This is a genomic window from Streptomyces sp. NPDC088097 (assembly GCF_044741845.1).
Lineage (GTDB): Bacteria > Actinomycetota > Actinomycetes > Streptomycetales > Streptomycetaceae > Streptomyces.
Window position 1 is genome coordinate 207,450 of record NZ_JBIUTJ010000006.1, and the last position, 21,297, is coordinate 228,746.

The window sequence follows — 21,297 nt, forward strand, 5'->3', positions numbered from 1 at the left end:
CCGAGCCTATCCGGCGCGGGCGTTCGACTCACGCGCGCGTGGTGACGCACATCATGCGGCCGATTGTCCGTTTATCTGGTTACTTATAGATCCATGTGTCTTGGGGGCCGGTCCCCACCGGACCGGCCACGAGGAGTCCCCCCGCGCCATGCACGACGGACCCCCCTCGCCCGGTCCCGGGCTCCTTCACGACGGACCCCGCCGTGCGCAGCAGACCCACCCCGCGCAGCGGACCCAACCCACGCAGCAGGCCGAGCATGCGTACCAGGAAGACCGTGCGCACCGGGAAGACCCGGCGCGCCGGGAAGACCGTGCGCACCCGCCCCACCGGTCCCACCACGCGCACCGGCCCCAGCACGGCCACGCCTGGACCCGCATCGTCAAGGCCGTCGCCGGCTGCGCGGCGGTCGCCGCCGCGGGGATGCTCGTCCTGCGCGGCGGCGAGGCCTTCGCCGCCCTCGACACCCCCACCACCGCCGACTCCCGGCTGACCACGGCCGCCACCGCGGACGCCCCGAACCCCGGCCGCGTGCTCCAGATCGTCGCGCACCCCGACGACGACCTGTACTTCATGAACCCGGACCTGCGGTACTCCATAACCGCCGGCCACTCCGTCACCTCGGTCTACCTCACCTCCGGCGAGGCCGACGGCATCAACGCCGGCCCGGGCAAGGGGATGGCCGCCCGGCCCGACAAACCGGCGTACGCCGAGGCCCGCCAGAACGGCATACGCGCGGCCTACGCCAAGATGGCCACCGGCGACCGCAGCAGCCCCTGGCTGCGCACGGTGATCACCACCGAGGGCGGCGGCCAGGCCGAGCTGGACGTCCTGACGGCCAGGCCCGAGGTCAACCTCGTGTGGCTGCAGATGCGCGAGGCGGGCAACGTCTACGAAGACGTCCCCGACAGCCTCCACGGCCTGTGGGACGGTCGCGTCCCGCACCTGGAGTCGGTCCTCGCCTCGGGCAGCCCGGTCAAGCGCGGGTTCACGTACACGAAGGACCAGGTCGTCCGGACGATCGAGGGGGTCCTGGAGCGGTACCGACCCACCACGATCCGCTCGCAGGACCCGACCCCCGGCCGGTTCCCCGACACCAAGCGGTACACCGACCACCAGGACCACTTCTACGGCGCCCGCTTCGTGCAGATGGCCACGGCCGTCTACGCGCGCGAGGTCCGGGACCGCCCGCACTTCGCGGTGCAGAACTACCTCGGCTACGCCAACGGCAAGCTCCCCAGCGCGCTGGACCCGGGCGAGGCCAAGGAGAAGCTGGACATCCTGGACACGTACGCCTGGCTGGACCGGACGGACCACTGCGGCAGCAAGGCCGGCTGCGGTGACCTGAAGGTGGCCGAGCACCCCTCGGGCAACGGCTGGACCGACTCCATCAACTACGCCCGCGGCACCAGCACCTCCTGGCTGGCCTCCGACGCGGAGCAGGGGCTGTGGGCCTTCAAGGTGCTCGACGGCCAGGTGGCGCTCTGGCACCGCGACGGCCTCCTCGGACGCTGGAGCGGTCCCCGACTGCTCCCCGGCACCGGGATGGACCAGGGCGTGTCCACCGTCACCCTGCCCGACGGCCGGATATCCGCCTACGCCGTCCGCACCTCCTTCGGCGACCGACCGGCCGACTACCACCGCGAGGTGGTGTACGCCGTCCAACGCGCCCCGGGCTCGGAGGAGTTCGGCCCGTGGGAGTCGCTCGGGACCCCCGAGACCGCCGACGCGAACTGGACCTCCGACATCAGCGCCCCGGCCGTGTCCGTGGACGGCACCGGCCATCCGGCCGTGTTCGTGCGCGACGGCGCGTACGGCCTGCGCGGTCGCGTCCAGGGGGTCGACGGCGGCTGGGGCCCGTGGGTCGGCTACGGCGGCTCCGACCTGCACGGCTCCCCGACCACCGCGACCGACGGGGCCGGGCGGCGGATGGTGTTCGCCTCCACCAGCAAGACGGTGCTCGGCTGGGCCTCCCCCGCCCCGGGCGCCCCGCTCGGCGCGGCGACCCCCACCGGGCTCCCCGACACCACCCTCCCGTTGACGGCGCAGGGCCGCGACGGCGGCGTACGCCTGTGGTTCCGCAAGCCGGGCTCGGGCAACGTCCGCACCGCGCTGATCACCGCCGAGGGCGGGGTGCGGGTGAGCGGCCTGACCGACCTCGGCGGGCTCCAGGGCTTCGGCTCCGTGACGGCCAGCGGACACGTCCTGGCGGGCCGCGCGGCCGGCGGACAGCTCGGCTCGGACCTCGGCGGCGGCCGACCGTGGCAGATCTCGCCGCTGATGTTCGTCGGAGCGCCGTCCAGCACCATGACCGGGAAGAACATGGTCAGCCTGGCGGTGGTGGGCCTGGACGCCCGGCTGTACGTGACCTCGACGGCGGATGACGCGGACGCGCACCTGGCGCCCTGGACACCGGTGGGACCGCGCAACTCCTCCCCGTAGGCGGGGGCTTGGACACGATCACATCCGGTCGTTTTCGGAAAGTGCGCGTCATCGGCGACATCGGTGAACCAACTCCCCCGATTTCGCCTCTCAATGACTGCACAGCGGTTCTTCCAGCCCGCCCGGAACGACCACGAGGCGTGACCCATGCCCGTTTCCCGCCGCCGCTTCCTCCTCGCGGCCGTCCTGCCCATGCTCACCGTCGGCGCGTCCGGCGCACTCGCCATCGCCTCGGGCCAGCAGACCTCGGCCGAGGCCACCCAGGGGAAGAACCTCCTGCCCGTACTGCCCGTGAGCGCCACCGCCGGATCCGTCGTCCAGGTCGTCGCGCACCCCGACGACGACCTCTTCTTCATGAACCCGGACCTCAGCCGCTCCCTCCTGTCCGGCACCCGGGTCACCACCGCCTACCTCACCTCGGGCGAGGCCGACGGCCGCAACGAGGCGCACGGCGGCGCGGCCAAGGACCCCGAGCAGCCGGCCGACCGCACCCGGTACGCGGAGGCCCGGCAGAACGGCATCCGCTGCGCCTACGCCCAGATGGCCACCGGCGACCGCTCCTCCGCCTGGACCCGTACGGTCATACCCACCGCCGGCGGCGGCCGGGCCGAACTGAACGTGCTCACGGCCAAGCCCGAGATCAACCTCGTCTGGCTCCAACTGCGCGAGGCCCGCAGCCCGGCCGGGGACAATCCGGACAGCCTGCGCGGCCTGTGGAACGGGACCATATCCGCGCTCGGGGCCCAGCTGACCTCGGGGACCCCGGTCACGCAGCCGTTCTCGTACACGAAGGACCAGGTGGTCGAGTCGATAGCCGGGGTCCTGGAGCGGTACCGGCCGACGACGATACGCATGCAGGACCCGACCCCCGGGCGCTACGAGGACACCGGCAAGTACACCGACCACCAGGACCACATGTACGGGGCACGCTTCGTGCAGGCAGCCACCGCCCTGTACGCCGAACGGGTCCCGGACCGGCCGCGGTTCTCCGTACAGAGCTACCTCGGCTACCACAACGGCACCCTCCCCCACGCGCTGGACCCGCAGACCGCCGACACGAAGATCGGCTTCCTGAAGACGTACGCCTGGCAGGACCGCACCGACTACTGCGGCAGCCCCTCCGGGTGCGGGGACCGCAAGGTGGCCGGCAGCCCGACCGGGCGCAACTGGGCCCAGTCCCTGCGCTACGCCCGCGCCGACAACACCTCCTGGCTGACCGAGGGCGTCCCCGGCCGACTCTGGGCCTTCGCCGCGCTGGACGGTCGGATGGCCGTCTGGAACCGCGCCCCCTCCGGCACCTGGGCCGGACCGACCCTCCTCCCCGGCGCCGGGATCGACCCGGGCGCGACCACCGCCCGCTTCCCCGACGGCCGCATCGCGGTCCTCGCCACCCGCACCACCCTCGGAACCCGTCCCGCCGACTACCGGCGGGAGGTGGTGTGCGCGCTCCAGTCCGCGCCCGACGGCCCCTTCGGGCCCTGGGAGTCGCTCGGCACCCCCGAGGCGGGGGACGAGCCCGGGACCTCCGCCATCAGCGGCCCGTCCGGGGCGGTGGACCCCGAGGGCCGGCTCACCGTCTACCTCCGCGACACCCGCCGCACCCTGCGCGCCCGGGTCCGCCCACCCTCGGGGAGCCTCGGGGACTGGCAACGCCTGGGCGGGGCGGACCTCCAGAGCGACCCGGTCACCGTGACCGACGCCGCCGGGCGGCGCCACGTCTACGCCACCACCACCGGCTCCGTCCTGGCCTGGACCCAGCCCGCCCCGGGCGCGGCGCTGTCGGGCCCCTTCACCACCGGGCTCCCGGCCACCACCGTCCCGCTGTCGGCGGCGCCCGAAGGGGCGGGCGTACGGCTCTACTTCCGCCGCCCGGACTCCGGGGCGGTCCGCAACGCCCTGGTCACGGCGGGGCCGGGCGCACCGCGCGTCACCGACCTCGCGGAGTCCGGCGGCCGGGCCGGCTACGGCGCGGTCGGCGTGGCGGGCCGCGTCCTGTCGGGCCGCTCGGACACCGGCACCGTCAGCCTCGGCTCCCCCGGCGGCCCCCCGACCTGGGCGGAGTCCCGCATGCTCTACGCGGGCGCCCCCTCGGCCGTCCAGGACCGCACGGGAGCGACGACGACGGTGGCCCTGGGCCTGGACGCGGAACTCCACACCACCACCACGACCCCCACCACCCCCCACCCCACCTGGCACCCGGCCATCTTCCGCCCCCAACCCTGACCCCGCCCCGACACGACGGCCGGGCAGCGCCCGGGTACGAGACGCCTCCGGGCCGGTGGTCGGTGACCACCGGCCCGGAGGGTCGGACTCGGCCCCTTGGGGGGCGATGAGCTGCGCTTACAGCACCGGCATCATCTTGCGGAGCTCGAAGGCGGTGACCTCCGAGCGGTACTCCTCCCACTCCTGCTTCTTGTTGCGGAGGAAGAAGTCGAAGACGTGCTCGCCCAGGGTCTCGGCGACGAGTTCGCTGCGTTCCATCAGGGCGATGGCCTCGCCGAGGTTCTGCGGGAGGGGCTCGATGCCCATCGCGCGGCGTTCGGCGTCGGAGAGGGCCCAGACGTCGTCGTCGGCGCCCGCCGGGAGTTCGTAGCCCTCCTCGATGCCCTTGAGGCCGGCCGCGAGGAGGACGGCGTACGTCAGGTACGGGTTGGCGCCCGAGTCGATCGAGCGGACCTCCACGCGGGAGGAACCCGTCTTGCCCGGCTTGTACATCGGGACGCGGATCAGCGCCGAGCGGTTGTTGTGGCCCCAGCAGATGTACGAGGGGGCCTCGCCGCCGGAGCCGGCGGTGCGGGAGGAGCCGCCCCAGATGCGCTTGTAGGAGTTGACCCACTGGTTGGTGACCGCGGCGGTCTCCGCCGCGTGCTTGAGCAGGCCCGCGATGAAGGAGCGGCCGACCTTCGAGAGCTGGTACTCGGCGCCCGACTCGTAGAAGGCGTTGCGGTCGCCCTCGAAGAGGGAGAGGTGGGTGTGCATGCCCGAGCCCGGGTACTCCGAGAACGGCTTCGGCATGAAGGTGGCCTGTACGCCCTGTTCGAGCGCGACCTGCTTCATGACCAGGCGGAAGGTCATGACGTTGTCGGCCGTGGAGAGGGCGTCCGCGTAGCGCAGGTCGATCTCCTGCTGGCCGGGCGCGCCCTCGTGGTGGCTGAACTCCACCGAGATGCCCATGGATTCGAGCATGGTGATCGCCTGGCGGCGGAAGTCCATGCCCACGTTCTGCGGAGTGTGGTCGAAGTAGCCGGAGTTGTCCGCCGGTACCGGGCGGGTGCCGTCCAGCGGCTTGTCCTTCAGCAGGAAGAACTCGATCTCCGGGTGGGTGTAGAAGGTGAAGCCCAGGTCGGAGGTCTTGTTCAGGATGCGCTTGAGGACGTAGCGCGGGTCCGCGAAGGACGGGGAGCCGTCCGGCATCAGGATGTCGCAGAACATCCGGGCGGTCCCGGGGGCCTCGGCGCGCCACGGCAGTATCTGGAAGGTGCTGGGGTCCGGCTTGGCGATCATGTCGGACTCGTAGACCCGGGCGAAGCCCTCGATCGCGGAGCCGTCGAAACCGATGCCCTCGTCGAAGGCCTGCTCCAGCTCGGCGGGGGCGACCGCGACGGACTTCAGGAAGCCCAGTACGTCGGTGAACCACAGGCGCACGAAGCGGATGTCCCGCTCCTCAAGCGTCCGGAGGACGAATTCCTGCTGCTTGTCCATGCCTTCATCCTCGCAGTTCAGACGGGCTGTGCACCAGCTCCCGGAGGGAGCGGGCACAGTCGGGCCCGCCCAGTATCGCCAGCGGTGGTTTCCGCCACATTACGCACCCCCGCAAGGTCGTGGCACCCCCGCACTGACCCCGGACCGGTCATGAGCATTACCATCAGCGCCCATGGGGGGCCGCAAGCACAGGGGAATCGGGAGCCGAGGGCGTCCCGGTCGCCGTGCTGCCCTGCTGTTGCTGGTCGCCTTCGGGGTCGCCGCGGGCGTCGCCTTCCTGTGCGTGCGGCCCGTCGAGAGCCATCCCCCGGTCCAACCCGTACGGGCGTACGAGGCTCTCGTGGCGCCCTCCGGGGACGATACGGCGGCGCCCGGCTCGGCGGCACACGACACGGCGAGTCACGCCACCACCGCCCACGGCACGGCCGCCCACGACGCCGCCGGCCCCGGTACGCGCGTCTCCTGCGTGGACCCCGACGGGCTCCCCGGCTGCTCCCCGACCTCCCGCGTGACCCCGGCCGTGCTCCCCGGACCGCCGCCCGCCGACCGGGCCCCGGCGCGGGGGTCGCCCGCGCCGGAGTTCCGACCGGCCGGCCCGCGTCCCCTACTGCCTCCGGCGGGCCACGCCCGCGCCCCCGACCTGCACGCCCTGCAAGTGCTGCGGACCTGACGGGTCCGGCACCCCGCACCGGCTCCACCCCCACACCCCCCTCAGCAGAAGGATCCAGGGCACATGGCCAGCAGGACGTCCGACCCCCATTCCCGCCAGAACCGCATAGCCGACATGCGCAGGGCCGACCGGGCCCGCGAACGACGCAGCAAGATCATCGCCATCACCGTCTCGACGGCGGTCGTCGCCGGTCTCATCGGCTTCGGCTCCTGGCTCCTGATCGACCAGAAGCAGAAGGAGAAGAAGACCGAGTCCGACCGGGTGGCGGCCCAGAAGGCGCCGGTCAACGGCGAGAAGACCTGGGACGCGAAGAAGCTCGGCCGCAACCACGTCGAGACGCCGGTCAAGTACGAGATGACGCCGCCCGTCGGCGGCGACCACAACCCCCGCTGGATGAACTGCAACGGCGACGTCTACAAGAACCCGGTCCCCGAGGTGAACGCCGTGCACTCGCTGGAGCACGGCGCGGTCTGGGTGACGTACAACGAGAAGGCCGCCAAGGGTGACCTGGACAAGCTCGCCGCGACCGTGGGCAAGACCCCGTACACGCTGATGAGCCCGGTCAAGGAGCAGGCCGGCACGATCGTGCTGAGCGCCTGGGGCAAGCAGCTGACCGTCGACGACGCGGCGGACCCGCGCGTGGCGCAGTTCTTCACCAAGTACGTGCAGGGCCCGCAGACCCCGGAGCCCGGCGCCGCCTGCACCAACGGGCTGGCCGACAAGTGACCCCGCGCACGCCCGAGGAAGCGCCCGCGGCGCCCCGGCGGGTGTCGCGTACGTACTGGGTCGCCGGGGCGGCGGTGGTGATGGCCGCGCTGTTCGCGGTCGGGGCCACGGTCGCCACCGCGAGCGGCTCCGGCGGTTCGGACGTGTCCGGGGGCGGCGCGGGCGCGGCCCCCGCGCTGTACTCCCCCGACGCCGGGTTCGCGCGGGACATGGCGGTCCACCACCAGCAGGCGGTGGAGATGTCCTTCGTGGTCCGCGACCGCACCCAGGACGAGGCCGTGCGCGGCCTCGCCTACGACATCGCCAACACCCAGGCCAACCAGCGCGGCATGCTGCTGGGCTGGCTGGACCTGTGGGGGCTGCCGAAGGCGGTGGCCGACGAGCCGCCGATGTCGTGGATGGCGGCCGAGGACGGCGCCGAGGCGGGTCATGCGGGACACGCGGGTCACGGCGGCGGCGACGACCAGGCCGCGCAGTCGGGCGCGCTGATGCCGGGCATGGCCACCAAGGAGGAGCTGGCGCGGCTCGGGTCGGTCGAAGGCCGGGACGCGGAGGTGCTCTACCTCCAGCTCATGACCGACCACCACAAGGGCGGCGTGGCCATGGCCCGGGCCTGTGCGCGGCAGTGCCGCATTCCGGCCGAGCGGGACCTCGCCCAGGGGATGGCGGACGCGCAGCAGGCGGAGCTGACCCTGATGGCGAACATGCTCGGCCAACGGGGCGCCGCACCCCGCTAAGGGCTGTCCCGTAATCCGTGGCGGATCAGCGCGCGGCGTCGGATGCGGTGCATCGCAAGGCGGAGGGACGCCCGAATACTGGACGTATTCGGGCGTTCCGACAACGCGGCGAGGTGCCGTAGCCGACGCCGCGCGCCCACCAGGGATTACGGGACAGCCCTTAGGCGGTGCCCGGCCCGGAAGCAGGGCTTCCCTCTAGGGCCTCTGCGCCCTCAGGATCGCCCGCGCCACCTGGTGCGGGCGGTCCAGCATGAGGAGGTGGCCGGAGGGTTCGATCCGCTCGAAGCGGGCCCCGAGGGTGTCGGCCAGGGCCGCTTGGCGGTCCGGCCGGTGCCGATCGGGCCGCCCGGGCGGGCCGTCGTACGCCGCCAGGACCGTGGCGGGGGCGCGCAGCGGGTGCTCCGCGCGCAGGGCGAGGAGCTCGGCGGCGGTGTCCGGGTAGCGGGCGTTCTCCAGCAGGGTCCCGCGCCAGACGCGGCCGGTGCGGTAGCAGCGGCGTACGAGGTCCCGCGCGGCCGGGTCCCCGGCGCCGTCCGCCCGGCCGGCCCGGACGATCCCGCGTCGGGCCGCCGGCCCCAGCGCGGCCGGGAGCCCGGCGAGGGTGACGGCCCGGCCGAGGAGCCGGGCGGCGCCGGTGCGCAACGCGCCGGGCAGCAGCGTGCGCGGGGTCTCCTCGACGCTGGAGTCGGCCAGGACGAGGGCGGCGGTGCGCCCGGGGTGGAGGCGGGCGAAGGCCTCGGCGTGGAAGCCGGCGAGGGAGTGCCCGACGACGGTGACGGGGTCGCGGTGGCCGAGCGCGTCGAGCAGGGCCGCGATCCGGTGGGCCTCCGCGGCGGCGCCACCCGCGGCGGGCACGGACGCGCTCAGGCCGTGTCCCGGGCGGTCGAAGCGGATCACGGTGCGGCCCTCGGCGGCGAGGAGGGCGGCGACGGGATCCCAGTCGAACCAGGCCAGGCCCAGCCCGACGCTCAACACCACGGCGGGCCCGCCACCCCCGGGTCCGCCCCCCGGGCCGCCCCCTTCGACGAGGACGTGCAGAGCGACCCCGTCCACCCGGATGAAGCGCCCGCCCCGCCCGGACCCGCCGCTCACGTACGGCGCTCGCGGTGGACGGAGTGGGCGAGCAGCCCCAACCAGAGCGCCACCAGCAGCACTTGAAGCCGTTGCCCCGCACCGAGGGCCCAGGTGCCGTGCCCGGCGGTGACATGGCGATCGCGGTCAGGGTCCAGACGGTGGCGAGCAGTTCCATCGCGACGAGGGCGGGGCCGTAGCGGGCGAGCGGCGCGAACCATCCGTAGCGGCGGGCCGCGACGGTCAGGGCCACTATCCCCAGCAGCGCGCCGGTCATGGCGAGGCTGCTGCTGACGGCGTGGGCCTGATGGGTGGCCGGGACCAGGCCGGCGGTCTCACGGGCGGCGCACTCCGGGTCGACCGTGGGCTGACAGCTCAACGGGAGCCAGGCGTCGGCGGCGGTGGCCGCGCCGAAGAGGGTCACCCCGGCCCAGCCGGCGACGGCCCACGGGCGCCGGGACCCCGCGTGGCGGACCAGGCGTACGAGGGCGAGGAGTCCGCCGAGGCAGGCCAGCAGGCCCGCGGTGAAGTCGGTGGCGCGGAAGAGGCCGCCGAGGGGCTGGTCCTGGGCGGCCAGTTCGCTGACGTAGGTCTCGATGGGGTTGAGACCGGTGGAGAGGACGACCTCCAGCACCCATGCCGTGTAGGCGGCGGCGCCGAGCCCGAGGAGGGCGGCGACGGAGGTGGCACTCGGGACGGGGAAGCGCCCACCGCGCCCCGCACCGTCCACACGCCCCGCACCGTCGGAGGCGGCGGCGGCGGCCGTACCGTCGGACGGGCTCGCGCCGTCGGCGGGGCTCACGCCGTCGGCAGGGCTCGCGCCGTTGGCAGGGCTCGCGCCGTCGGCGGGGCTCGCGCCTCCCGTGCTGCTCATGAGCTTCGCCCCGTTCATCCCGTTCAGGCCTCTGGCGGCTTTGGGGTCATTCGTACGCATAGTGTGACTGTTCCTCGACGGATCCGATCGACCCCCGCCCCGGAAGACGCCCGGGCGGGACCCCGCGTTGCCCGCGCGGGCGCGCGATCGCGACGGATCCCCCGATATCGGCCGTACGGCGGAGGCCGACCCCGCCCGGGGGCGGAGGAACCCGCTTGGAGGGCGGCCCGCCCCGTGGCAGGCTGGCGCCCGCCGTGATCTTCGTACGTCGCGCGCCCTCCCCCTTACCCCACAAGGACACCTCCAGGCATGAGCACGCCCCCGCCCCCGCCCAGCAGCCCCACCGGTCCGCCGACGGAGCCCGAGGGGACGCCCGTACCGGCGCCCGAGGCGGCTCCGGCGGTGTCGCTGGACAAGGCCGCCCCCGCGCCGGGGCCGCAGGACAGCGTCCCGGCCGACGCCGCCCCCGCGCCGGGGCCGCAGGACGCCGTCCCGGCCGACGGGACACCCGCCCCGGCGGGGTTCGCGGCGCCGATCCCGCCCGCGAACCCCTGGGGCCCGGCCGCGAACACCTGGGACACGCCCGCGAACCCCTGGGGCACGCCGGACCCGTCCGCGCCGCTCCCGGGAGGCCCCGCCCCCGGCTACGCCTACGGCCACCCGACGCCCCCGGCCCCGGGCCCGGCCCTCCACTACCCGGGCCACCCCGGTTACCCCGGTTACCCCGCTTACCCCAACTACCCCGGCCACCCCACGCCCGGTCCGCAGACCAACGGCCTGGCCGTCGCCGGACTGGTGATCGGCATCGTCGCCATCCCGATGGCCCTGCTCCCGTTCATCTTCTGGCTCGGCGCCTTCATCGGCCTGACCGGCCTCGGCATAGCCATCGGCGCCCTGGTCAAGACCTCCTCGGGCGCCCCGCGCCGGACGATGTCGATCGTCGGCGTCGTCCTCGGCGTGCTGAGCCTCGGCGCCGCGACCGGCGGCTTCTTCCTCACCGACCAGGTCGTCAAGACACTGATCGACACCGGGGACATCGGGCACTCGGACAACGGCTGGGACGAGTACGAGGACGACGGCTGGGGCGCGGACCTCGGGGACGACGGCAGCGGGGAGAGCGACGGCGAGGCATTCCCCTCCGACCCGCGGCCGACCCCCTCCGCCCCCACCGCCGGCCCGGGTACGACCACCCCGCTCGCCTTCGGGCAGACCTACACCTATACCGACGGGACCGAGGTCAGGATCTCGGCGCCGCGGCCGTTCTCCACCACCAACAAGTACCTGCGCTTCGACAAAGCGGTCGAGCTGTCCTTCACGATCACCAACCGCTCGGACCGGACGATCAACACCTGGGCGGCCCTGCCCGAGGTCACCACCCCCTCCGGCGAGCAGGCCAGGATCGTCTTCGACGGCAAGAGCCCGCACCGGATCCCGCTCGTCATGCCCGGCCGGTCCGTCAGTGGCAGCGCCGCCTTCGAGCTCCCGGCCGGAACCACGGCGATCACCGCCCGGATCTCCCCCGAGGACACCCTCCCTCCGGCGCTGTTCGGCGGCACGGTCCACTGACCCCGCCCCGCCGGAAATCCGGCGGCCCAGGACATCGCGTCAGAAAGACGATTAGACTGGCCCGGTGCCTCAACTTCGTCTCGCTCTGAATCAGATCGACTCGCACGTCGGCAACATCGCGGCGAACGCCGACTCGATCGTCCACTGGACCCGGCACTCCGTCGAGCAGGGCGCCCACCTGGCGGCCTTCCCGGAGATGATGCTGACCGGCTACCCCGTCGAGGACCTCGCCCTGCGCTCCTCCTTCGTCGACGCCTCCCGCACCGCGCTCCGCGCGCTCGCTCGGCGGCTGGCGGACGAGGGTCTCGGCGAGCTGCCGGTGATCGTGGGCTACCTCGACCGGACCGAGAAGGCCGTGCCCCGCCTGGGCAAGCCGGCCGGATCCCCGGAGAACGCGGCCGCCGTGCTGCACCGGGGCGAGGTGGTGCTGCGGTTCGCCAAGCACCACCTCCCCAACTACGGGGTCTTCGACGAGTTCCGCTACTTCGTCCCCGGCGACACCCAGCCCGTCGTCCGGGTCCACGGGGTCGACGTGGCCCTGGCCGTCTGCGAGGACCTCTGGCAGGAGGGCGGGCGCGTCCCCGCCACCCGCTCCGCCGGAGCCGGCCTGCTGATCTCCGTCAACGCCTCCCCCTACGAGCGAGACAAGGACGACCTGCGCCTGGACCTGGTGCGCAAGCGGGCCCAGGAGGCCGGCTGCACCCTCGCCTACCTGGCGATGATCGGCGGGCAGGACGAGCTGGTCTTCGACGGGGACTCGATCGTCTGCGACGCCTCCGGCGAGGTCATCGCCCGCGCCCCGCAGTTCTCCGAGGGCTGCGTCCTGGTCGACCTCGACCTCCCGGCGGCCCGCGCCGACGCCCCCGAGGGCATCGTGGACGACGGGCTGCGCATCGACCGCGTGATCCTGTCCGAGGAGCCCGTGGCCCCGTACGACCCGGTCGTGCCCGGCGGCTACGCCGAGCGCCTCGACGACGACGAGGAGGTCTACGACGCGCTGGTCGTGGGCCTGCGCGCGTACGTCCGGAAGAACGGTTTCCGATCCGTCCTGATCGGGCTCTCCGGCGGCATCGACTCCGCGCTCGTCGCCGCCCTCGCCTGCGACGCGATCGGCGCGCAGAACGTGTACGGCGTGTCCATGCCCTCGAAGTACTCCTCGGAGCACTCCAAGGGCGACGCGGCGGACCTCGCCGAGCGGACCGGCCTGCACCTCAGGACCGTGTCGATCGCGCCGATGTTCGACGCCTACATGGGGGCGCTGGGCCTGACGGGCCTGGCCGAGGAGAACCTCCAGTCCCGGCTGCGCGGCACGACGCTGATGGCGCTCTCGAACCAGGAGGGCCACATCGTGCTGGCCCCGGGCAACAAGTCCGAGCTGGCCGTGGGCTACTCCACGCTCTACGGGGACTCGGTCGGCGCTTACGGCCCGATCAAGGACGTCTACAAGTCGGACGTCTTCCGCCTCGCCCGGTACCGCAACCGGGCGGCCGTCGAGCGCGGCGATGCGCCGCCGATCCCGGAGAACTCCATCGTCAAGCCGCCGAGCGCCGAGCTGCGCCCCGGGCAGGTCGACACGGACTCGCTGCCGGACTACCCGGTGCTCGACGCGATCCTGGCCCTGTACGTGGACCGCGACCGGGGTCTTGAGGAGATCGTCGAGGCCGGCTTCGAGCGCGAGCTGGTCGCCCGGATCCTGCGCATGGTGGACACGGCGGAGTACAAGCGCCGCCAGTACCCGCCGGGCACCAAGATCTCGGCGAAGGGCTTCGGCAAGGACCGCCGACTCCCCGTCACCAACGGCTGGCGCGAGGGCGCCTGACCCTCCCGCCCCGGGGCGGGCCCACCCCCGGGCGGGCCCGCTACGGGCGGACGGAGACCCGGGCCGCGACGGGCAGGTGGTCGCTCCCGGTGCGCGGGAGGGTCCACGAGGCCTCGGGCGTCACCCCGCGCACCAGGATCTGGTCGATCCGCGCCATCGGGAACTGCGCGGGCCAGCTGAAGCCGAAGCCGTTGCCCACCGCGCCCTGCGTGGAGCGCATCTGCGAGGACACCTCGGACAGCGCCCGGTCGTTCATGGTGCCGTTGAAGTCGCCGAGGGCGACGACCTTCTTCAGCGGTTCCGCGGACAGGGCGGCGCCCAGCGCGTCGGCGCTGTTGTCGCGCTGGTTGGCCGTGAAGCCGGCGTTGAGCTTGACGCGCACCGACGGCAGGTGGGCGACGTACACGGCGACCTGGCCGCTGGGCGTCTCCACGGTGGTGCGCATGGCCCGGGTCCAGCCCAGGCGGATGTCGACGGACTTGCTGGAGGTCAGCGGGTACTTGCTCCACACCCCGACGGTGCCCTCGACGGCGTGGTACTTGTACGTGCCCCCGAGCGCCTTCTCGTAGACGGGGACGGCGCTCGCCTTCAGCTCGGTCAGGGCCAGGACGTCTGCCCCGGCCTTGGCCACCGAGACGGCGGTGGCGCGCGGGTCCGGGTTGTCGGCGTCGACGTTGTGCGTGGCGACCGTCAGGTTCCCCCCGGTGCCGGACTTGTCGGTGACCAGCCCGCCGAAGAGGTTCACCCACACCGCGGCGGTCAGCAGTATCGCGATCAGCGCGGTGGCGGACTTGCGGAGCACGGCGACGACCAGCAGCACCGGCACGGCCAGGCCCAGCCAGGGCAGGAAGGTCTCGGTGAGGCTGCCGAGGTTGCCGATGTCGTTCGGCAGCCTCGCGTGGAAGATCATGACCCCCGAGACCAGCAGCGCCAGGACGGCGGTCACGATCCCCCGGCGCCAGATGCCCCGGTCCCCGCGCAGCTCGGCCAGTCGGCGCCGGAGCCCGGATCCGGACGAACCCGGCTCCGAGCCGCCGTTCCCCGTCTCCGTCATGTACGACGCCTGTGCCATGCCAATTCCTCGCTGCCGTGCTCGCGCTCCGTCCCCGCCCCTTGACCCTAGGCGATGCACGGAGCCTTTCGGTGCTGCCGTCCTTGCGGCCGTACGACCGTGAGGACGAACGGCCACGAGCCGGGGGTTCCGGTTGTCACGAAACGCGCACATTGGCCCGCGCGCCACCGGTGAGACCCGCGCCACTTCCTTCCACGGCCGGACGGGTGCCACCATGGGGGGTGAGTCCGGGGACGCCGTAAGGGCGCCTCGAGATGACACAAGGAGCAGTTGCAATGACGCATGCCGTTTCGCCTGCCCGCGAAGCCGCCTCCTCCGCCACCCTCTACGGGGGCGCGGGCACCCGGCGCATCACCGTCCGCGACCTCGCCCTCGCCAAGGAGCGCGGGGAGAAGTGGCCCATGCTCACCGCCTACGACGCGATGACCGCGTCCGTCTTCGACGAGGCCGGCATCCCGGTCATGCTCGTCGGAGACTCGATGGGCAACTGTCACCTCGGCTACGAGACCACCGTCCCCGTGACGATGGACGAGATGACCCTGCTGTCGGCGGCCGTCGTACGGGGCACCAGCCGCGCCCTGATCGTCGGCGACCTGCCCTTCGGCTCCTACCAGGAGGGCCCCGTCCAGGCCCTGCGCAGCGCCACCCGGCTGGTCAAGGAGGCCGGCGTCGGGGCGGTCAAGCTGGAGGGCGGCGAGCGTTCGCTGGCCCAGACCGAGCTGATCGTCCAGTCCGGCATCCCCGTCATGTCCCACCTGGGTCTGACCCCGCAGTCCGTGAACGCCATGGGCTACCGGGTGCAGGGCCGCGGGGACGAAGCCGCGCACCGGCTGCTGCGCGACGCGAAGGCCGCGCAGGACGCGGGCGCCTTCGCGGTGGTCCTGGAGCTGGTCCCGGCCGAGCTGGCCGCCGAGGTCACCCGGTCCCTGCAGATCCCGACCGTCGGCATCGGCGCCGGCGCGGAGTGCGACGCGCAGGTGCTGGTGTGGACCGACATGATGGGCCTGACCGGCGGGAAGATGCCGAAGTTCGTGAAGCAGTACGCGAACCTCCGCAAGACCATGGGCGACGCGGCGAAGGCCTTCGCCGAGGACGTGGTCGGCGGATCGTTCCCGCAGCAGGAGCACGCCTTCCACTAGGCACCGTGGTGGGCCCCGTGGCCCCGACCGCCGGCCCGGCGACCTCGCGTCGCCGGGCCGTCGGCCGTCTGTCGGTTGCCTGTCGGTCGGCTGTCGGAGGTTTGTCAGTGGCGGGTGGTCCCATGTGGACATGACGCGAATCGACAAGAGCCCCCACGCCGTAGAAGTGCGGGGACTGGTCAAGCACTACGGCGAGACCAAAGCCCTCGACGGGGTGGACCTGGACGTACGTGAAGGCACCGTGCTCGGTGTCCTCGGCCCCAACGGCGCGGGCAAGACCACCCTGGTGCGCTGCCTGTCCACCCTGATCGTTCCCGACGCCGGCACCGCCCGGGTCGCCGGCTTCGACGTGGTCCGCCAGCCCCGGCAGCTGCGCCGGACCATCGGCCTCACCGGCCAGTACGCCTCGGTCGACGAGAAGCTCTCCGGCTGGGAGAACCTCTACATGATCGGCCGACTGCTCGACCTGTCCCGCAAGGACTCCCGCCGCCGCGCCGACGAGCTGCTGGAACGGTTCTCCCTGACGGAGGCCGCCAGGAAGGCCGTGATGAACTACTCCGGCGGCATGCGCCGCCGGCTCGACCTGGCCGCCTCGATGATCGGCAGCCCTGCCGTGCTGTACCTGGACGAGCCGACCACCGGTCTGGACCCCCGTACCCGCAACGAGGTGTGGGACGAGGTGCAGCGGATGGTCGCCGAGGGGGCCACCGTCCTGCTCACCACCCAGTACATGGAGGAGGCCGAGCAGCTCGCGAGCGAGCTGACGGTCATCGACAAGGGCAAGGTCATCGCCAACGGCAAGGTCGACGACCTGAAGGCGCGCGTCGGCGGCCGGACCCTGCGGATACGCCCCTCCGACCCCGGCGACCTGCCCGCCATGGCCCGCGCCCTCGCGGAGACCGGACTCGACGGGGTGGCCGGCTCCCAGGCCGTCCCGGACGAGGGGGCCCTGCTGGTCCCGATCCTGGCGGACGAGCAGCTGACCGCCGTGGTGGGCCTGCTGGCCGCCCGCGGGTACGGGATCACCGACATCAGCACCTACCTGCCCAGCCTGGACGAGGTGTTCCTGTCCATCACCGGACAGAAGCCCTCGGTCCAGGACTCCATTCCCACCGAGCAGACCGAGGAGGTCGCGGCATGAGCACCGTAACCACGACGAAGCCCAGCCCCACCGCGTCCGCCCCGGCGGCCGGCGGGCCCGACCTGTCCGACGAGGGCCGGATCGGCCTGCGGGGCAACCTCCGCCACATCGGCGCCCTGGCACGGCGCAACGTCCTGCAGATCAAGCAGGACCCGGAGTCGATGTTCGACGTCCTGTTCATGCCGATCATCTTCACGCTGCTGTTCGTGTTCGTCTTCGGCGGCGCGATCGCGGGCAAGGGCAACCAGGGCGAGTACGTCAACTACGTCGTGCCGGGCCTGATGGCCATGATGGGCATGAACATCGCCATGGGTGTCGGCACCGGGGTCAACGACGACTTCAAGAAGGGCGTGATGGACCGCTTCCGGTCCATGCCGATCGCCCGCTCCTCGGTGCTCATCGCCAAGATCGTGGTCGAGCTGGGCCGGATGATGGTCGCCATCGCGATCCTGCTCGGCATGGGCTTCATCCTCGGCCTGTCGATCAAGTCCTCGGTGCTGGACCTGTTCCTGTCCATAGGGCTGGCGGCGATCTTCGGATCCTCGCTGATGTGGATCTTCATCCTGCTGGGTCTCACCATGAAGACCCCCCAGGCCGTCCAGGGTATGGCGATGCTGGTCCTGATGCCGCTGCAGTTCGGCAGCTCGATCTTCGCCCCGCCGACGACGATGCCGGGCTGGCTGCAGAGCTTCACCAGCGTCAACCCGCTGTCCAACCTGGCCGACGCGGCCCGCGGCCTGATCAACGGGACCCCGCTCGGCAACTCCGTGTGGATCACCCTGGCCTGGTCGATCGGCATCACCGTGGTGACGATGCCGCTCGCCGTCCGCAAGTTCCGCCAGAAGACCTGATCCGGGTCGACGAACGGTCCGTTCGGATCGCGTCCCGGACGGACCCTCGACCGGGGGTACCGGGTCAGACCAGGGCGGTGGCCTCCTCCAGGGAGAGGCCGCCGCCTTCGGCGTACGCCGCCTCGTAGGCGGCATCGCCCAGCGTCGCCCTCGTCGGTTCCTCGACGAGGGCGACGTCCTCGCGTTCGGCGCCGAGCGGGAAGTGCCCGGCCGGCAGGTGGGCGGCGTAGGCGCCGATCAGGCGGGCCGCGTCGCGGACCCGCTCCGGGTCGCCGGACGAGGCCAGGGAGACGGCCGCCGTCAGCAGGTTCACGGCCGCCAGCTGCGGGGCGACCATCAGCGCGAGCGGGTCCCACGTGTGGGCCATGGCCCGCCGGATGGCCAGCAGGGCGTCGTCGTGCCTGCCCTCCTGGTTGTCCAGGCGTGCCTCCGAGGCCAGCAGGAACACGTCGAAGAGCGCGTGCCCGCCCATGGCGAACTCCTCGCGCAACGCATGGAGCTGGGCGCGGGCCTCGGCGTACCGGCCGGTGCGGCCGAGAATCGCCGCGAGGAATATCCGGGCCGCGGGCAGGGCCTCGTTGCCGTACCGCCGCACGACGGCGAGCACGGCGGTCAGAATCTCCTCCGCCTCCTCGGCCTGCCCGTCCTCCATGAGCGCCCCGGCCATCCGCACCCGCAGCACCGCGACCTGGGCCAGGGCGCCGAGGCGTTCGGCGTGCCCGATGGCCTCGCGGTAGTCCTGGGCGGCGAGGTCGGGGCGGCCCCGCTTCTCGCGGGACTCGGCGCGGGCGGACAGGGCTTCGGCGCAGCCCCAGTCGTCGCCGAGCGCGCGGAAGAGGGCGAGGCTCTCGTCGGCGTCGCGGGAGGCCTCGTCCGCCCGGTCGGCGCGGTTGGCGAGGATGTTGGCCCGCAGTTGGAGCGCGGAGGCCAGCTCCCAGCCGTACCCCAGGTCCCGGGAGACCCGGACCGCGTCGTCGATGACGGCCGTGAGCAGGCCCGCCTCGCCGGCGATCATCACGGCGTAGACCCAGAGGGCGGCCGGCGGGCGGCAGGTCTGCGGGAGGCCGGGCCGGTAGGCGGCGAGCATCCCCTCGACCTGGGCGCGGACCTCGGGGGTGTCCCAGGACTCGCCGTTCTGGTCGCGGGAGGCCAGGCGCGTCAGCTGGAGGCCTCGCCAGCCCTCGGTCTCCAGCTCCCCGCTGTACGGGGGCGGCGTGTCGACGATCCGCTCGTGGACCGGCTCGGCGCGGGCTACGGGGGCGGCGAAGGGGTCGGGGCCGAGCGCGGCGGCGGCCTCGGACCAGTGCCGGGACTCGGCGCGCAGGTCGTGCATGTGCCAGTACCAGACGAGGGAGTGGACGAGGCACATGACCTCGTGCGCCTCGCCGGCGGCGACGGCCCGGCGCAGGGCCGTACGGAGGTTCTCGTACTCGGTGGCGAGGCGTTCGGCGAACGCCCGCTGGCCGTGGGAGCGCAGCAGGGGCTCGCCGGTGCGGGCGAGTTCGCGGTAGTGGACGAGGTGGCGGCGCTCGGTGGCGGCGCGTTCGTCGGCGCCGATCTCGGCGAGCCGCTCGGCCGCGTACTCGACGACGGTCTCCAGGAGGCGGTAGCGCATGCCGTCGGGTGCGGGTTCGGCCTGGACGAGGGACTTGTCGACGAGGGAGCCGAGGATGTCGGCGACGTCGTAGGAGGGGTCGGCGCAGACGTCCTCGGCGGCGGCGAGGTCGCAGCCGCCGGCGAAGACGGAGAGCCGGGCCAGCACGGTGCGTTCGGCGGTGTCCAGGAGGTCCCAGGACCAGTCGACGACGGCCCGCAGGGTCTGCTGGCGCGGCAGGACCGTACGGGCACCGCCGGTCAGCAACCGGAAGCGGTCGTCGAGCCGCTCGGCGATCTGCCGCGGGGTCAGCAACCGCAGCCGTGCGGCGGCCAGTTCGATGGCCAACGGCAGCCCGTCCAGCCGGCGGCAGATCTCGACCGCCGCCTCCGGGTCGTCGGCGAGGTCGAATCCGGGCCGGACGGCGGCGCCCCGCTCGCCGAGCAGGCGCAGCGCTACGGGGTCCGGGAGGGGTTCGACGGGGCGCAACGATTCGCCGGGGACGCCGAGGGGTTCGCGGCTGGTGGCGAGGATCCGGACGCCGGGGCAGTGGGTGAGGAGGCGTTCGGCGAGTTCGGCGGCGGCGCCGATGACGTGCTCGCAGTTGTCGAGGATCAGCAGGATCCGGCGGCGTGCGCAGTGTTCGGTGAGGCGGGCGAGGGAGTCGTCCCCGGACCGGTCGGACAGGGCGCGCATCTCCTCGGCGCCGGCTCCGCGCAGTTTGGTCTCGCGGGCTCCGAGGGCGGCGAGGGCGGCTTCGGCGACGTCCTCCGGGTCGTCCACGGGGGCCAGTTCCACGAGCCAGGCCCCGTCGGGCCAGCGGCTCGCGGGGTGGGCCTCGGCGGCCTCCTGGGAGAGGCGGGTCTTGCCTGCGCCGCCGGGGCCGAGCAGGGTGACGAGGCGGGCCCGGGCGAGGTCGTCGCCGATGACGCGGATGTCTTCCTCGCGGCCGATGAAGGTGGTGAGCCGGGCCCGGAGGTTGCCGGGCGCGGGCTCGGCGGGGGCGGGCTCGGCGGGGGCGGGCTCGGCGGGAGCGGCCTCGGCGGGAGCGGCCTCGGCCGGGGCGGTTTCGCGGTGGGGGCGCGAGGCGGTTCCGGGGTGCGGGGCGGTCGCGGGATGCGGGGCGGTTGTGGGGCGCGGGGCGGTCGCGGGGTGGGCGGCGTCGGCCGGTGGGGCGAGGAGTTCCGCGTGCAGGGCGCGCAGGGCGGGGCCGGGGTCGGCGCCCAGGCGGTCGGCGAGTTCCCGGCGCACGTCCTCGTAGGCGGCCAGCGCCTCGGCCGGGCGGCCCACCGCGCGCAGGGCCTTGATCCGCAGCACCTGGGAGGGCTCGTCCAGGGGGTGGCGGGCGCACAGTTCGGTCAGCTCCGGGAGGGCCGATTCCGCCCGGCCCAGGGCCAGGGCCGCGCCGAGGCCGCCCCGGCGGGCGTCCGTCCGTACGGCCTCCCAGCGCGCGGACTCGGCCGTCGGGTCGGGGAGGGAGGCCAGCGCCGGGCCCTGCCACAGGGCGAGGGCCTCCTCGTACAGGGCCGCGGCCCGGGCGGGATCGTCGGCGGCGTCGGCGGCGTCGCGCACGAGCCGCTCGAAGCGGTAGAGGTCGATGTCCTCCCGCCGCGCGTCGAGCAGGTAGCCGCCCTCGGCGGACCGCACGGCCTGGTGCCCGAGCGCCCGCCGCAGCCGCCCGACCAGAGCCTGGAGGGCGGGGACCGTGTCGGCGGGCGGGTCGGTGTCCCACACCTCGGCGACGAGCAGCCCCACCGGGACGGTCCGGCCGGGGCGCAGCGCGAGGGCGGTCAGCAGCGCCCGGAGGCGCGCTCCGCCGACGGCGACGGGGGTTCCGTCGTCGCGGACGGCCTGGGTGGTGCCGAGAATCACGTAACGCACCGGACCATTGTCGC

14 protein-coding genes and 1 pseudogene are annotated in these 21,297 nt (G+C 73.5%); 10 read left to right on the forward strand and 5 right to left on the reverse strand.

Annotation, left to right across the window (positions count from 1 at the left end; genetic code table 11):
* Positions 1–148: 148 nt before the first annotated feature.
* Together ACIOD1_RS20450 and ACIOD1_RS20455 are read left to right on the forward strand one after the other, a co-directional pair.
* Complete coding sequence (locus ACIOD1_RS20450) at positions 149–2,440, forward strand: PIG-L family deacetylase (protein ID WP_401903744.1); 2,292 nt, start codon at positions 149–151, stop codon at positions 2,438–2,440.
* Positions 2,441–2,587: 147 nt separating this feature from the next.
* Positions 2,588–4,663 carry a PIG-L family deacetylase gene (locus ACIOD1_RS20455; RefSeq protein WP_401903747.1) on the forward strand — a complete coding sequence of 692 codons (2,076 nt, stop codon included), beginning with the start codon at positions 2,588–2,590 and terminating at the stop codon, positions 4,661–4,663.
* A gap of 117 nt (positions 4,664–4,780) precedes the next feature.
* Here the strand turns inward: ACIOD1_RS20455 and glnA are convergent, their stop codons facing one another.
* Complete coding sequence (gene glnA / locus ACIOD1_RS20460; protein ID WP_365613934.1) at positions 4,781–6,142, reverse strand: type I glutamate--ammonia ligase; 1,362 nt, start codon at positions 6,140–6,142, stop codon at positions 4,781–4,783.
* Between the two features lie 172 nt (positions 6,143–6,314).
* On the opposite strand from glnA, the gene ACIOD1_RS20465 reads away from it, so the two are divergent.
* The 3 genes from ACIOD1_RS20465 (at position 6,315) to ACIOD1_RS20475 (ending at position 8,275) form a co-directional block, all read left to right on the forward strand.
* Positions 6,315–6,812, forward strand: a complete 498-nt coding sequence (locus ACIOD1_RS20465) for a hypothetical protein (RefSeq protein WP_365613937.1) — start codon at positions 6,315–6,317, stop codon at positions 6,810–6,812.
* Between the two features lie 63 nt (positions 6,813–6,875).
* The gene (locus ACIOD1_RS20470) at positions 6,876–7,538 is read left to right on the forward strand and encodes a DUF3105 domain-containing protein (RefSeq protein WP_365613940.1); all 663 of its coding nucleotides are present in this window, start codon (positions 6,876–6,878) and stop codon (positions 7,536–7,538) included.
* Between the two features lie 80 nt (positions 7,539–7,618).
* A complete protein-coding gene (locus ACIOD1_RS20475) occupies positions 7,619–8,275 on the forward strand; it encodes a DUF305 domain-containing protein (RefSeq protein WP_365615006.1) in 657 nt (218 codons plus the stop codon).
* Positions 8,276–8,470: 195 nt separating this feature from the next.
* Here the strand turns inward: ACIOD1_RS20475 and ACIOD1_RS20480 are convergent, their stop codons facing one another.
* Positions 8,471–9,367 carry an alpha/beta fold hydrolase gene (locus tag ACIOD1_RS20480; RefSeq protein WP_401903750.1) on the reverse strand — a complete coding sequence of 299 codons (897 nt, stop codon included), beginning with the start codon at positions 9,365–9,367 and terminating at the stop codon, positions 8,471–8,473.
* A pseudogene (locus ACIOD1_RS20485) lies at positions 9,364–10,076 on the reverse strand (DUF998 domain-containing protein). The gene ACIOD1_RS20480 and the pseudogene ACIOD1_RS20485 overlap by 4 nt, the downstream one beginning before the upstream one ends.
* 453 nt (positions 10,077–10,529) lie before the next feature.
* Here ACIOD1_RS20485 and ACIOD1_RS20490 point away from each other — a divergent pair.
* The gene (locus ACIOD1_RS20490; protein ID WP_401903752.1) at positions 10,530–11,786 is read left to right on the forward strand and encodes a hypothetical protein; all 1,257 of its coding nucleotides are present in this window, start codon (positions 10,530–10,532) and stop codon (positions 11,784–11,786) included.
* A 64-nt stretch (positions 11,787–11,850) separates the two neighbouring features.
* Positions 11,851–13,605 carry an NAD+ synthase gene (locus ACIOD1_RS20495; RefSeq protein WP_365613951.1) on the forward strand — a complete coding sequence of 585 codons (1,755 nt, stop codon included), beginning with the start codon at positions 11,851–11,853 and terminating at the stop codon, positions 13,603–13,605.
* Between the two features lie 40 nt (positions 13,606–13,645).
* On the opposite strand, the gene ACIOD1_RS20500 is transcribed toward ACIOD1_RS20495, so the two are convergent.
* Positions 13,646–14,677 carry an endonuclease/exonuclease/phosphatase family protein gene (locus tag ACIOD1_RS20500; RefSeq protein ID WP_365613954.1) on the reverse strand — a complete coding sequence of 344 codons (1,032 nt, stop codon included), beginning with the start codon at positions 14,675–14,677 and terminating at the stop codon, positions 13,646–13,648.
* Positions 14,678–14,952: 275 nt separating this feature from the next.
* Here ACIOD1_RS20500 and panB point away from each other — a divergent pair, with 275 nt between their 5' ends.
* From panB to ACIOD1_RS20515, 3 genes are all read left to right on the forward strand, one after another.
* Positions 14,953–15,816: a 3-methyl-2-oxobutanoate hydroxymethyltransferase gene (gene panB, locus ACIOD1_RS20505; RefSeq protein ID WP_365613957.1), complete on the forward strand. Its 864-nt coding sequence runs from the start codon at positions 14,953–14,955 to the stop codon at positions 15,814–15,816.
* A 130-nt stretch (positions 15,817–15,946) separates the two neighbouring features.
* Positions 15,947–16,957 carry an ATP-binding cassette domain-containing protein gene (locus ACIOD1_RS20510; protein ID WP_401903755.1) on the forward strand — a complete coding sequence of 337 codons (1,011 nt, stop codon included), beginning with the start codon at positions 15,947–15,949 and terminating at the stop codon, positions 16,955–16,957.
* Complete coding sequence (locus tag ACIOD1_RS20515; RefSeq protein WP_365613963.1) at positions 16,954–17,808, forward strand: ABC transporter permease; 855 nt, start codon at positions 16,954–16,956, stop codon at positions 17,806–17,808. Before ACIOD1_RS20510 ends, ACIOD1_RS20515 begins: the two co-directional genes overlap by 4 nt.
* A 64-nt stretch (positions 17,809–17,872) precedes the next feature.
* Here the strand turns inward: ACIOD1_RS20515 and ACIOD1_RS20520 are convergent, their stop codons facing one another.
* Positions 17,873–21,283, reverse strand: a complete 3,411-nt coding sequence (locus ACIOD1_RS20520; RefSeq protein ID WP_401903756.1) for an AfsR/SARP family transcriptional regulator — start codon at positions 21,281–21,283, stop codon at positions 17,873–17,875.
* Between the last annotated feature and the right edge of the window lie 14 nt (positions 21,284–21,297).

Bases quoted from the DNA above. Each gene is read 5' to 3' on its own strand.
- ACIOD1_RS20450 (WP_401903744.1), top strand. From the start codon at position 149: ATGCACGACGGACCCCCCTCGCCCGGTCCCGGGCTCCTTCACGACGGA.
- ACIOD1_RS20455 (WP_401903747.1), top strand. From the start codon at position 2,588: ATGCCCGTTTCCCGCCGCCGCTTCCTCCTCGCGGCCGTCCTGCCCATG.
- glnA (WP_365613934.1), bottom strand. From the start codon at position 6,142: ATGGACAAGCAGCAGGAATTCGTCCTCCGGACGCTTGAGGAGCGGGAC.
- ACIOD1_RS20465 (WP_365613937.1), top strand. From the start codon at position 6,315: ATGGGGGGCCGCAAGCACAGGGGAATCGGGAGCCGAGGGCGTCCCGGT.
- ACIOD1_RS20470 (WP_365613940.1), top strand. From the start codon at position 6,876: ATGGCCAGCAGGACGTCCGACCCCCATTCCCGCCAGAACCGCATAGCC.
- ACIOD1_RS20475 (WP_365615006.1), top strand. From the start codon at position 7,619: ATGGCCGCGCTGTTCGCGGTCGGGGCCACGGTCGCCACCGCGAGCGGC.
- ACIOD1_RS20490 (WP_401903752.1), top strand. From the start codon at position 10,530: ATGAGCACGCCCCCGCCCCCGCCCAGCAGCCCCACCGGTCCGCCGACG.
- ACIOD1_RS20500 (WP_365613954.1), bottom strand. From the start codon at position 14,677: ATGGCACAGGCGTCGTACATGACGGAGACGGGGAACGGCGGCTCGGAG.
- panB (WP_365613957.1), top strand. From the start codon at position 14,953: ATGACGCATGCCGTTTCGCCTGCCCGCGAAGCCGCCTCCTCCGCCACC.
- ACIOD1_RS20510 (WP_401903755.1), top strand. From the start codon at position 15,947: ATGACGCGAATCGACAAGAGCCCCCACGCCGTAGAAGTGCGGGGACTG.
- ACIOD1_RS20515 (WP_365613963.1), top strand. From the start codon at position 16,954: ATGAGCACCGTAACCACGACGAAGCCCAGCCCCACCGCGTCCGCCCCG.